This window comes from Paenibacillus curdlanolyticus YK9 (assembly GCF_000179615.1).
GTDB lineage: Bacteria > Bacillota > Bacilli > Paenibacillales > Paenibacillaceae > Paenibacillus_T > Paenibacillus_T curdlanolyticus.
The window spans coordinates 252,383-265,724 of record NZ_AEDD01000004.1; the positions used below are offsets into that span (position 1 = coordinate 252,383).

Genomic DNA, 13,342 nt, shown 5'->3' on the forward strand with positions numbered 1-13,342 from the left:
CTGGTGCTCAGGTTCTCTGGTGCTCTGGTGCTCAACACTGAGGATCTCAGTCGCGCAGGATCTCAATATCTTCGGAAGCTCAATCGCTGTCCCAGGATCTCAATATCTCGGAAGCTCACTCGCTGTCTGAATGAGACGTTGTGATTGTATTCTGTACAATGATGAAGCGCCCGGACCCCTTCATTCCTGCTCTCGTTGCAAAACGTGCAATGAGATTTGCCCCAAAAGGCGGATTTAGTACAAAGCTGCCCGACTGAAGCGATTGCGGTTGCACGTTTTGCAATGAGACCATGTAAAAGACGCATACACACTTCTTCCCATTGCACGAACTGCAATGATGAAAGGGAAGCCGTTGCGCACCCGCAATACAGGCTCTCAGGTGCTTAGGTGCCCAATATCTCCGAAGCTCACTCGCTCTCTTATATGAGACATTGTGATTGTATTCTGTACAATGATGAAGCGCCCGGGCCCCTTCATTCCTGCTCCCGTTGCAAAACGTGCAATGAGATTTGCCCCAAAAGACGGATTTAGTACAAAGCTGCCCGACTGGAGCGACCGCCGTTGCACGTTTTGCAATGAGACCATGTAAAGGACGCATACACACTTTTTCCCATTGCACGAACTGCAATGATGAAGGGGGCCTGTTGCGCATAAGCACGATTAGCTCTGCCTGTAACCATGGAGCAGCTCAGACGGTTCAGCAGTTCCAGCAGTTCTAGCAGTTCTAGCAGTACGGCAGCGCCGCGCCAGCCATTCAAGCGGTTATCGCTCCTAGCGCACCGAGCAAAAAAGAGCTATGAGGGGCGTCGGCCCATCATAGCTCTCCTGCATGTCTAATTCTTCTCAGCTCCGCGCTTTCCGGATGTCTCCGATTCCTTGCCCTTCAAGCGCTTCCCTAGAAGCTCGCCGTAATATTGCCAATATAATTCGCCTTGAACGACGTCAACGTCGTGTTCATCGTTTTGACCGGCTGCGCCCATGTCCAGTAATCGAAGGTGACCTTGTCGTTCGCTTCGTCGACCGTAATTGGCCCTTCGAGCGTGATGACATGCGTGCCATCTCCCGGCTGGAGCAGCGCTGTTTTGATCCACAGTACGATATGATTGTTCGCGTTTTTGGTGATCGATTTGATCGCTGCTACGCTCTTATCTGTACTGGTGGTCGCGGATTTGTAGAAGCCCGTGTCTGTGTACCACTCGCAGAGCTCCTTGGTCGGCGTCTCAATCGCAGTGGACTCATCCGGCGCGCCCTCGTAATCGAAGAACCAGTTCTCGCTGTCGCGCAGCGAGGACATGAGCATCCAATCCGCTTGCGGCGGCATGCCTGGGAATTTAGCAGCGAGCGCGCCGTAATCCGCATTGCGCAGATCCGTTCCCGGCGCAACCTTCAGCTTGCCGAGGAAGCCGATGCCCCCGCCGAACAACGCCTTCGCGAACGACTCGAACTGCGCAGCCTCCTTCTGAATGATGTGATGATAGAAGCAAGCGGTCGTACACAGCCCGACGACGCCCTGATTAAACAAGTTGGCATCGCCCTTGAGATTGTTAATGCGCGTCAGCACCGTGTTGCTGTCGAGCTTCGGCCATGCTTTGCGCGTATCTAGCGGGCTGCTTGCAGGCGATGCATCGTCCCCGTCGGTAACGCCGGAAACTTTATCCAGTATGCGGTTGACGACATTGGAGCGCGGCTCACTGTCGCCCCATGTCGCCGCCAGAGCCGCCGGATTTTGCGAATACCCGGCTCCGCCTCCGCTTCCTCCACTGCCGCCAGTGCCCGCGCCGCCGCCAGAGCCGCCAGCTGCGCCACCCCCGCCGCTGGAACCGCTCCCGCCAACTGGGGACACCGCTCCACCGCTGCCGCTGGAGCCAGCACCGCTGCCCGACTGTCCCTGCGTCTTGTCGAAGTAGTTGATCTTCGCTCCATCCTGCGAATGGTTGCCGCCTCCGCTGATACCGCCGCCTCCGCCGCCAGCCAATCCGCCGGTGTACACCGATGCCGCCGTCTTGGCAAGGCTCGTGATCATCTCGGCCGCAATGCGCTGGCGCTCCGTATTCGCCGTCAGCAGGCTGTTCATATTCGTGCCAGCCTGTTGGCCAGCAGCAGCTGCGCCAGCCGACGTCGCTTGCAGCGCAGACTGCGCTAAGCCGATCGTGCCTTGCAATCCGCTCATATCGCGGAACATGTTGCCGTTTTGAATCGCTGCCAATATCGCCGCCGTGCCGCTTGGATCCGGCAAGGACGTCGGAGACGTAATGTTGACGATTGGCGCGCTAAGCTGCCCAGGCTTCACGTCCTCATTCGTCGCTCGGCTGCCCGTCTGGATCGCCGCAATCTCGGTCGCCTGCATCGGAATCGGCGAGTCCTGCCAGTTCCAGAACCGTGTAATGTCGAGCTTCTCCGCGCTGTTCGAGCGTCCCAGCACCGCTTCCGCGAATGTGCCGCCCGACGGCAGCGGAACGATGTCCTCTTTGGCGCTGCCGAGCTGAATCCCGTGATCCCTCAGCCACTTCGCCCACGTTTCGTCGCTGGACGAGTCCGTATTCATTTTGAAAGCGAGATAGTTGCCAATATATCGAATCGGCCTCGGCTCGACAACCTGCGAGACAGGTACGAGCTCCCCATTCAGCTCCACGCCGTAACCCGACAACAGAAGCGCCAGCTGCGTGCTGTCGAGCGAACGGAATACCGCTTGGCTGTAGTGCATCCGATTTTCCATCAAATGCGACTTCAAGTTCGCGTCTACGCCGCCAGGCTTGATTTGGACCACTGGCAGCTCAACTGTTGAGCCTTTGGGAATCGTCACCTTCGGCAGCTCCAGCGGGAATCGTACGCCGTTGCGGTTGAGCGTAAGCACGAGTGTCGCCGATACATTCACCTCTGGGCTGCTGCCGATCACGCCAATTCGGCTTACATCGCTCATCGCGAGCGGATGCGCTGCATCCACTGTCGTCACCGTTGCGCCCGACAGCGTATGGAACACGAATTTCACCGCAGTGCCGCCCGCCCACACAACGCCGCCCTCGATGATGACATCCGTCGGAATGTACATCGATGCGCTGTTCTGGCGAAGCACCGCCCGGTTCAGCAACCGCGAGATGCGCGCAGACTGTTCAATCGTCCACAACGCATCGTTCACCTGCTGGTATACGGGAATCGTATAAGACAGCTGGAATGCAGGGCCCATGTTGATGTTCATCGACGTATTGCCCGCTGGCTGATTAACGGCATTAGCAGCATTGGCAGCATTCGCTGCGGTATCCGTCTCCTTGTTCACCGACAAATTAGGCTGCGTACGAGACGCTGGCATAGTCGTCGTTGGCGGAGCCGCAAAACCGGTCCGCGTAATCATCGCGTCGCGTATCAAGACGCTGAGTCGGTTCCCGATAGCGGTGAAATACGTATCCTTCTCCGGAATGATCTCGAGCACATCAAGATTCATGAGCGCTTCACGAATCGGGTACGTCAATGCCGCTCGCGACAGCACGCTGCGGAAACGGCGGACGAGCGCGTCATTCAGAAAATCGATAAGTTGAATCGGAATAAAGACGACCTTATCCGCCTTCACGATCGCAACCTCGACGCGGTACACCTGAACGACCTCATAATATTGGATCGTCAACGCATGCATATGGTTGTAGTTCGCGATCACGCGCGTGCTCACGCCCTCGTGCTCGCTCTGCGAAACTTCCTTCACGACAGAGGCGCGGCGACTGCGGCTGCTGTGCGCATGCTGATGCGTGCGGTCATTCACGTTTTGCATCATCGTGCTTCCAATTTCCCGATGCCCGAATGACGTAGAATAGCTGTCCGCATGCGAGCTCGTCGATGCCGAGCTGCTTGTTTGCCCAAACGATGCGCTCGGCCCGCCGAACAAGCCGCCGAGCGGCGCCGACAGCTCCTCCGCCGATGACGAGCCCTCCGCCTTCGACTTGCTCTTCGCGTTCGACTCGGAAAAGCCGCTCTGGGCTTCGTTCGCGACCGCTTCCGTTACTTCGCTGATCGATCGATTATGCGATCCGTCATTGGTCAAGTCGTCGACCTCGCTAATGACCTCCGTCTCGCCCGCTCTGCTTTTGCGCGACCAATCCACAACAGCGATGCGGGTGCTCTCGCCCGGCGCAAGCGCCGTGCTGTGCAGCAGCTGCCCCAGCGTCACCCCTTGGGCGTACCAGGATTGGTTAAAGGTCAACAGCGCGCCAAAGGCGATTTTCTTGAAGCCGGCATCGCCAGCTGCCAGAATGCCAATATCGATTGGCTTGAAATTAGGGCTCACGATATCAATTATCTTCTCGTCGTCGCCAACTTGAATCTGGTCCATCAACAGCGTCGTATATTGAACGCGCTCCGTCGGATACTCTCCCGTTTTGGGCAGCAAATCCGGCGGACGCTCAGGGTCATAGGTCGAAACATTTTCGGGAAAATATACGGCAGTCAACAACTTCGAAGCAGCGCGGTATGGCGGATATAGCGCCAAGTCCCGCACGGTCTGCACATCCAGCACCTCAGAAATCGCATCTACTCGATCCTCTGGCACGCTCTGCAATACGCCGATCGTCAAAAACTGCAGCTCATTGACCTTCTTGCCTGCCGCTACCGCCTCCCGTACGAGATCAGCCGTCGGCGATCCGTGCTGGTTCAGCGCGGAATGAATGTCCGAAGCGGCATTCAGCAGCTTCGTCGCAGCGTCGAATACCCCGGATGTCGCCAAGTCGAATACGGTCGTGATCTCCAGTTCCTTGAGAATGTCGGCAGCTTGTGGACTGACGCCAAGCAGAACATGGGGCGATAAGCGCAGCAGCTCGCGCAGCGGCAAATTGCGATATTCCGTTCGAACCAACACGAGCAGTTCATCGAGTGCATTTTGATTAATAATGGCGGACATGACACCTCTCCTCAATTCATCGTTTAGGATGAAAAAAAGCACTGCTAATCCGTCGTACCTACCGTGCTCTCGCAATGCGATACGTATTGTATCATGGAGCGAATGAGGCTACAAGCGCCTTACGATAGGGTCCAAGACCCGAGTTTTCCTGCTGCGAAGCAGCCCACGGAACCATGCCGCTAGTCTTGTAAGCGTCGTCAGGCATGCTACAATAACATCATCCGAACGTTTAATTAAGCCCCTGCTCAGGACGCGTTCAGCGAAAGTTCAGTTTGGCAGCGGATAATTACAGTCATAATAGAAGCAAGTTTATTGCACTCGTACATCGTAATTGCGTACGGTGAAGGAGGACTCCTAATGAAGCCGACACCCGGTATTCGAATTCTGCTCGTCGATGACGAGCCTCATATTTTGCAATTTCTCGAGCTTGGACTGGCCAACGAAGGCTTCGACGTCCGCACCGCGCCCGACGGCATGACCGCCATTAATCTAGCCCAGGAATTCGTGCCGCATGTTATCGTTCTCGACGTCATGATGCCGGGAATGGACGGGTTCGAAACATGCCGGATGATCAAAAAAGGCGGCAGCGAGGTTGCGGTCATTATGCTTACGGCAAAGGACGAGGTCGATGACCGCGTGAAGGGCTTGACGCTTGGCGCCGATGATTACCTCGTGAAGCCGTTCAGCTTCGACGAGCTGCTCGCCCGTATTCGCGCACGGCTGCGCAACCAATTCCCGATGCTGTTCGGCGAGGTGAAGCTGGGACGGTTCAGCATTGATGACCGGCGCAAGGAAATTCAGTACGAGGGGCAGGCGCTAGAGCTATCTCCCACCGAGTATGAACTGCTTAAATACATGGTCGCCAATCATGGCATCGTGCTCAGCAAGTCCACGATTTTGGACAAGGTGTGGGGATATGATTTTGGCGGGGAGGAAAATATCGTCGAGGTATACGTCCGCTCCCTGCGCGATAAATTAGGGGACAAGGAGCATCGGCTTATTCGAACGCTGCGCGGCGCCGGCTACCGGATCGACCTGTCATGAAGCGCCCGGCGGCACTTCAGACGCTCAAGCGCCTTCTCCTCCCTCGCTCGCTTCGGTCGCAGCTGCTCGCGCGGTCATTGTTCATCCTGGCCGCGCTGCTCATCCTGATCGGAGCGTTCCAATACGTCATCATGCGGGATTTCTTATATCAGAATCAAGCGGAAACCATGATGTCCGAGCTGCGCAATATACCCAAGGAGCTGTTCGGGGAAAATCCCAATATGCCGCGGATGCCGCACGGGGACGGTCCCGACAAGGGCAATTATGGACATGACGGCGGCTATTATGGCGGACCTGTGCTGTTTATGCTCGATAAGTCGCTTGCGCTTGTCGGCAGCGACGGCACCTTCTCTGACGTAACAGCCGACAAGGGAATTGCCGCCCCTCAGCTTACGCAAGCGGAGTATGCAGCGATTCGCTCGAAGCCGGAGCAGCGCAGGCATGGGCGCATCCCTTATCAAGTCGCAACGGCAGCGGACGGTACCGAGCAGCTGCTCGTCTTCGTCGAAACCGGCCCGGGCCAAGAAGGCTTTCTGCAGCTAGGGCAAAAGACCGAGCCGCTCAAAGAGCTGCTGCTTCGCCAGCTCTCCATCTTCGCTGCGCTATCGCTGCTCGCGCTCGCTGGCGGGCTGCTGCTGTACTTGCCGGTATTGCGGCGGACGCTGCGGCCGCTTAACCGCATGGTCCGCACAGTGGAGCAGACCGATGCCGGCAGCCTGAACGAGCGGCTACCAGCCAATCAAGGCCAACTGGAAATTGATCTGCTCGCCGAATCGTTCAACGGCATGCTGGGGCGGCTCGAAACGTCCTTCGAGGCCGAGCGCGAAGCGAAGGAGCATATGCGCCGTTTCATCGCTGACGCTTCCCATGAGCTGCGTACGCCGCTAACCTCGATTCACGGCTTCCTCGAAGTGCTGCTGCGCGGCGCTGCCGACAAGCGCGAGCAGCTGTATCCGGCGCTGAACAGCATGCACGGCGAGTCCACCCGAATGAAGAAGCTCGTCGAGGATCTGCTTATGCTCGCCAAGATGGATCGCGCGCCGCAGCTGCGGATGTCGCCCATCCTGCTCGACGAGCTGATGGAAGAAATGGACCCTCATCTGCGGATGCTCGCTGGCGAGCGCACTGTCCAGTTCGAGCTGCAGCAGGCGGTCAGCGCCAATGGCGATGCCGACCAGATCAAACAGGTTGTGCTCAACCTCTTCCATAACGCCGTGCAGCATACGGACGCGCATAGCGGCATAATTCAGGTTACAGTCTCGGACAGGCCAGCGGGCCAGCCCATCGTCTCCATTACCGACAACGGGCCCGGCATCGCAGCCGAGCATGTCCCGCATGTATTCGAGCGGTTTTACCGCAGCGACTCCTCCCGCACGCGCAAGCACGGCGGCGCGGGACTCGGCCTCTCGATCTCCCAGTCGATCGTCAAGGCGCACGGCGGCGAAATAACGGTGGACAGCGTTATCGGACGCGGTTCGACCTTCGCTTTTAAGCTACCGGCGTCGAAGCCTTAATCAATCGCTTTCATCAAAACAAGACCCCATTTTTTAGATGAGGTCTTGTTTTTTTATTGCAAATGATCCGGAAATGGTCTGAAATTCTAGTCAGCATCGGATTTGGTTGTTATACTAAGCATGTATCATTTTTTTACATTTTGATTGTTTTGGAGTGTGTATGCTTATGCGTAAGAAATTGCCTATGATTATTCCCGAAATCACCTCATTCCAGCATCATACGGCCATCCTGTCGATAATAGGCGACGGTGACCATGTCCAGGAATGGAAGTTCGCCAACTTCATTCAGTTGTTCGCCCTCATGTACGATCATAGTGAAACAGAAAAGAACATCCCTTTCATGGATTTCTACTCCACGAGCTACATCGTCAAATCCACGCCATGGGTGACCAATCAAAGCTTCTCGAGGCATGCGCTGGATCAGACGGATATTATCGAATTTGTAATCGATTGCATTAATCAAAACAAATACGTTTACATGGTCGTGGAATGCCAACATATCGCCGCTCACCAGCATCCTGACGCTTCCTTCTCTCATCCGCTTATCATTCATGGCTATGATCGCGACCTGCAAACTTTTCATATTGCTGACTTCTTCAACTCCGCCTTTTCCTTTAAGGAAGCCTCCTTCGACGAGGTTCGAACGGCCTATCATGCGTTCGTGAAAGGGAGCTTCTGGTGGGAAGGCGCTCAAGTGCTGCAAGTAAACGACACCCCTTCGAAAGTATCCATCGATAGGTCCGAATATAAATCCCTCCTCTCCGACTACCTCAATTCCACGACGCTAGCGCCCTACGCTTTGAACTACGGCATCGATATCGTCCATCACACCAAGACCGTTCCAACCATCTATCATTCGATATTCGGCATGTCGATCTATGATGAGCTCATTGCTAACTTCAGAGGAAGAGGACCTGTCGATTATACCGTCCTGCCCGTAATGACAGACCATAAGCTGAACCTCTTTAACTTCATTGAATATTTGAAGGCAAAAGGCGTTCTGCCATCTGATTATCCCGATTATTGCGAAATTGTTACGAAAACGAAGGCCGCTCGCAATACATTCCTGAAAAGCGTCCTGCGGGGCGATAACCGCTATTACGAGCAGATTGCGGATAACTTGTCCGAGATTAGAGAGCTGGAACGGCGTGCAATTACTGATTTAATTCAAGCGATATAACAATGTTTTGTTGGACTGTCCACGGCCGAACAGGTCTTAGGGCAGTCCTTTTTCTAGCCAGCCATTCCAATGGTTGCTATACTGGAATTGTATCAATTTTTTACAATATCATGGTTTGGAGCGTGCAAGCTTATGCGTAAAATATTGCCGATGATTATGCCCGAAATCACCTCGTTCCAGCACTACACGGCCATCCTGTCGATAATCGACAACGATGACCGCATCCAGGAATGGAAGTTCACGCATTTCTTTCAACTGTTCGCCTTGGTGAACGACTATAATGAGAACGGGAAGCACATCCCGTATGTGGACTTCTATTCCACGACCTATATTCTGAAATCGACCCCGTGGGTGAACGTTCAGACCGTCACGATGCATGAGCTGAACCAGCAAGACATCATCGATTATGTAATCGCTTCCATTGATGCTGAGCAATATGTTTACATTTCCGTGGAGTGCCAGCATATCGTCGCACACAATAAGCCAGATGAATCGTTCCCGCATCCGATTATTATTTTTGGCTATGATCGTGAGCAGCAAGTGGTTCATATCGCCGACTTCTTCAACTCCGCCTACTCGTTTAAAGAAGCCTCCTTCCAAGAGCTTCGAACCGCCTATGAAACGTATGTCGAAGGCAGCTTCTGGTGGGATGGCGCGCAAGTGCTGGCATTAAACGATAACGAGCCGAAGGTATCGATCGATTCAGCCTTCTACAAATCGCTCCTCTCCGACTACCTCCACTCTACGACGCAAGCGCCTTACGTGTTGGATTATGGCAGCGATCTCATTCATCACACCAAGACGGTTCCATCCGTATATTCTACGAAATACGGCATGTCGATCTATGATGAGCTGATCGCTAACTTCGGGGGCAGAGGGCCGGTTGATTATACTGTGCTGCCCGTTCTGACGGATCATAAGCGGAACCTCTACCAATTCATCGAATATATGAAGACGAAGGGCGTTCTGCCGTCCGATTATCCCGACTACTGCGAGATTTTGAACAAAACGAAGGCAACCCGTAACACATTCCTGAAGGGCGTCCTGCGAGGCGACGACCGTTATTATAAGCAAATCGCGGATAACCTGGCCGAAATTCGTGACCTCGAGCGGCGTGCGATTGCTGATTTGATCGAGGCGTTGTAGCAACTATTGCTCACGTCGTTGCAGTCTGTGCAATGAGGACGCAGCAAATTCGTTTGTACGGAGCTATCATTGTAGTTCGTACAGGGAGAAAGTGGAGCGAACCGCTTTTTATCCGCTGAATAGGCGTTTTGATCATATCGCATTGTACAGACTGCAACGACAGCCCTCGCTAACTCCGCTCAAAACCAGTGTCATTGTAAGTATTGCAATCAAGTAGACCCTTAGCACGATTGAATAATAGATCGGAGATCTTTACTATTATTTGTTTATTGCACTTAAGTTTGGATTAATAGGACTCAGGTACATAATCGTATTGCCCATAGGAGGAAAACTATCATGCCAATGTCTGAATACTACCAACAACTGCGCAACAAAATCGGAACCCAATTAATATTCACTCCTAGTGCAGTCGCAATCATCCGCAATGAGAAAGGGGACATCCTTTTTCAGCGTCCCTCTTTAACGAGTGAGATTTGGAGCCTCCCTGCTGGCGCAATTGAACTCGGCGAGTCGCCGGCCGAAGCCGTTATTCGCGAAGTCTGGGAAGAAACCGGACTCCACGTAACCCCTACCAAATTGTTAGGCGTATTCGGAGGGAAAGATTACCGTCACACTTATCCCGACGGCAACCAAGTAGAGTATGTGATATTTATGTTCGAATGCCGCGTCGATAGCGGAACGCTTGAAGCGATTGATGGCGAATCAGCAGATTTGCGCTATTTCGATCCCTCCGCTCCTCCCCCGCTTGCACTCCCCTACCCGCCGGAGATATTCATCGCATCGACAGCCGAACGCACGATTTTTTAGCCCGAAACCACCCAAACCATGCCCCTTCCTGTATTGCACAAAAAAGCGCAGCCTCCTCAACGACTTGAGAAGCTGCGCCTTTTACTAAGCACTCACCGATACTCCCCCAGCTTCGCCCGGCCCAGCGGTGTAATGTGAAACCGAACCCCCTGCGGCCGCAGCGTCTGCTCCACCAGCCTGTCAGCAGCGAGTCCCGCCAGCACCTTATTCACGGTGGCGTCATCCAAGCTGCAGTCTCTACATATCCCTTCCGGCGTACGAAACGTGAAGCTCGACTTCGTTAATGCGTATAATACGCTTGCCCGATTCTGCTCTTCCGGCTGCAGCATTAATGTTTTGAATACCGGCTCCGCCGCATCGCCGGCCGTGGCTGAATCCTCGGTCAACGAATCCACGACGGCCTCCGCCGCCTGATTCGTCTGATCGACCTTGCGCGACAGCGTTTCCAGCGCGTGGTTCGTAATCATTTCGATAAATTTGCGGGAGGAGATCGCCGCCATCAAACAAAACCCTGCAAAAACAAGGTCATTGCTCGCGTCAAAGCCGCCCTTGCCCAGCTGATCGGCAGACAGCAGGTCGCTTGAGATCAGCTTCAAAAATAGCGGGACCATGAACGACGCCGCGATGCCGATCAGCATCGATTTGTACAGCTCCCGGTCCTTCAGCAGCGGCGGGCTCCCCGCCTTAGCCGGAGGCAGCATATAGCTGACCGCCCCTCCTACCCATCCGGCTGCGATCATTATGAATACGAGAATGATTCCATGGTCCATGACAATCCTCCTAATGGGCCTAATTTGGCGTAAAAAAGGAAAAATCTTGTCAATGGCGAAAACAAATGAAGCAGTTGAATTGAAATAGAGGGGGAGCACCGCAAGTGAAGCTACAATCCATTGCAAAGTATATGCTTGTGCTAGTTCTAATATCGCTATCCTTGACGCCAACAATCCAGAAAACGGCCAATGCCGCTGGGACGAGCGCAAAGGGATTTTCGAGCTATGGGGGCGCGTGGGTCGATCAGGCTTACGTGGAGGATGAGGAGGCCGAGGGTACCCTTGCCCTTTACTTTGATCAGACAGGAACCCGCGCTAACCTCGAGCTAAGCATGGATCGTTTCGGTGAGTACATTTATGAATTCAAAATAACGAAACGCCCCGCGGTTACCTTCAATGCGAAGGGCGAAGGAACATTCGCTTACGAGATGACCGATTTGGAAAACAGCGCTGGCGGCACCTTTAAAGGAACAGGCACTTTACAGCTTAAGAACAACCAAATCAAGCTATCGCTTAGCAATGTACCTAATGTAGCCAAACCTATTTTCAAAGCAGCCCATACGATGATCCGTGATCCTTATGCCTACCAAAGCTTCTCCGGCTTGGCTGCCCAAACGATTTTATCTGACTACTGCCAATGCTCGCCGTCGGATAATATCAAATTCAGTTATGTCGACGGTGACAATGAGGGGATTGAGCCCTGGATCATCTATTACATGATCGAAGTGAATAACATTATGATCGGCGAGTTTGAAGTGAATATGCATAAACGCACCGTTAAGCGAGTAAACGACTCCTATTCAGGTGCCACGGATGACCAGTTCCTCAAGCTTGATAAAAAAGTGTCCTCCTCCTCCACCCTGCCGGCAACGAAAACGGTCAATTATAGCCCTGACCGTGTCGTAGACGGCAACCTTACCACCTGCTGGTGCGAAGGGGTGAAGGGAGACGGCATCGGTCAAAGCATGACGATTTCATTCTCTAAGATGATTACAGTGAACCGATTAAATATCACATCCGGTTACGCCAAAACACCTGCTAGTTTCTTAGATAATGGGATGGTTCGTAAAGCGCGCATCACCTTTTCTAATGAGACATCAATTACGGTCGATTTAACCAAAGGTTCATACTTCAACTTGAACGATTACGGCCTTACAGACATCTCCACTTCGTCCATCAAGCTAACCATTCTAGAAGTACGTCCGGGGGCGAAGTTCCATGATACATGCATTTCGGAGATTTCTGCGAGCTAGCATGAGAGGCATGCGAGGCGGGGGGCAACCCGCTTCTTGCATAAGCAATCTGATCGCTGGTATGCCGCAGCAATCGGCCAGCTACAAGATTAGGCCGGATCAATTTCGGATAGATATCTACATTGGGCGGGATCAAACGATCGTGATTCACGCCCTCAAGGATAACAACTTCTCGGAATGGCTTTCCGTCGGCAAGCTTATTCCTGGCGATGCCGCTGCTGGAGCATGCATCCGTCACTTGCTTGAGCATTCCCCTTTGCCAACAACCTGCTCCCTCTATTGGACGCCTTTTGAGGAAGCTACGCAGATGAAATACCGTGAGCTTTTTGTATTTTATCAGCATGTGACGGTCCGCAAAGGCGATGCTTCGCATTTTGTCATGAATGGCAAACGAGTCGCGAGAGATGCTTCGCCTGATCGTATTCAACAACGACTGCTTCAGCTCCATGAGGAGTATCGGATAGCGTGTAAGGCGACGGATGAACCCGCTCCTACCATTACAAGGCTGCAGCAGGTGCTAGCGGAAATACGGACGATGGAGCAAGCTTGTCCATTGCCGGAGCTTTTAGGCAACGTCTCGGATCATGCTAGAGCCATGTTTGCGGCAATGAAACATCAATATGCGCTCTCCCCTCATGAGGAAGTCAGAAGCCTGCTCTATGAGCTTTTCCAGCTCCACTCATCGATCTACAATCGACACATGACGGCAGTCCGATGATTTGCAAAAACATACGAATGGCTCCCTT

General features: G+C 53.5%; 9 protein-coding genes. 7 read left to right on the plus strand and 2 right to left on the minus strand.

The features are described 5' to 3' along the window. Positions 1–895 precede the first annotated feature (895 nt). Positions 896–4,882, minus strand: coding sequence for a hypothetical protein (locus PAECUDRAFT_RS08990; RefSeq protein WP_006037818.1), 3,987 nt, complete (start codon positions 4,880–4,882; stop codon positions 896–898). A gap of 357 nt (positions 4,883–5,239) precedes the next feature. On the opposite strand from PAECUDRAFT_RS08990, the gene PAECUDRAFT_RS08995 reads away from it, so the two are divergent. The 5 genes from PAECUDRAFT_RS08995 (at position 5,240) to PAECUDRAFT_RS09015 (ending at position 10,573) form a co-directional block, all read left to right on the plus strand. Further along, positions 5,240–5,926, plus strand: coding sequence for a response regulator transcription factor (locus tag PAECUDRAFT_RS08995; RefSeq protein WP_006037819.1), 687 nt, complete (start codon positions 5,240–5,242; stop codon positions 5,924–5,926). Next, positions 5,923–7,440 (plus strand): sensor histidine kinase, encoded by a 1,518-nt coding sequence (locus PAECUDRAFT_RS09000; RefSeq protein ID WP_006037820.1) that lies wholly within the window; start codon positions 5,923–5,925, stop codon positions 7,438–7,440. Before PAECUDRAFT_RS08995 ends, PAECUDRAFT_RS09000 begins: the two co-directional genes overlap by 4 nt. A 166-nt stretch (positions 7,441–7,606) precedes the next feature. Beyond that, entirely contained in the window at positions 7,607–8,620 is a 1,014-nt protein-coding gene (locus PAECUDRAFT_RS09005; RefSeq protein WP_040711969.1) for a hypothetical protein, read from the plus strand. A 132-nt stretch (positions 8,621–8,752) separates the two neighbouring features. Next, entirely contained in the window at positions 8,753–9,766 is a 1,014-nt protein-coding gene (locus PAECUDRAFT_RS09010) for a hypothetical protein (RefSeq protein WP_006037822.1), read from the plus strand. Between the two features lie 336 nt (positions 9,767–10,102). Then, positions 10,103–10,573: an NUDIX domain-containing protein gene (locus PAECUDRAFT_RS09015; protein WP_006037823.1), complete on the plus strand. Its 471-nt coding sequence runs from the start codon at positions 10,103–10,105 to the stop codon at positions 10,571–10,573. A gap of 92 nt (positions 10,574–10,665) precedes the next feature. Here the strand turns inward: PAECUDRAFT_RS09015 and PAECUDRAFT_RS09020 are convergent, their stop codons facing one another. Beyond that, positions 10,666–11,343 carry a YEATS-associated helix-containing protein gene (locus tag PAECUDRAFT_RS09020; RefSeq protein ID WP_006037824.1) on the minus strand — a complete coding sequence of 226 codons (678 nt, stop codon included), beginning with the start codon at positions 11,341–11,343 and terminating at the stop codon, positions 10,666–10,668. Between the two features lie 104 nt (positions 11,344–11,447). Here PAECUDRAFT_RS09020 and PAECUDRAFT_RS09025 point away from each other — a divergent pair, with 104 nt between their 5' ends. Both PAECUDRAFT_RS09025 and PAECUDRAFT_RS09030 read left to right on the plus strand, forming a co-directional pair. Continuing rightward, entirely contained in the window at positions 11,448–12,596 is a 1,149-nt protein-coding gene (locus PAECUDRAFT_RS09025) for an NADase-type glycan-binding domain-containing protein (RefSeq protein ID WP_006037825.1), read from the plus strand. Position 12,597: 1 nt separating this feature from the next. Next, complete coding sequence (locus tag PAECUDRAFT_RS09030) at positions 12,598–13,314, plus strand: hypothetical protein (protein WP_006037826.1); 717 nt, start codon at positions 12,598–12,600, stop codon at positions 13,312–13,314. Positions 13,315–13,342 lie beyond the last annotated feature (28 nt).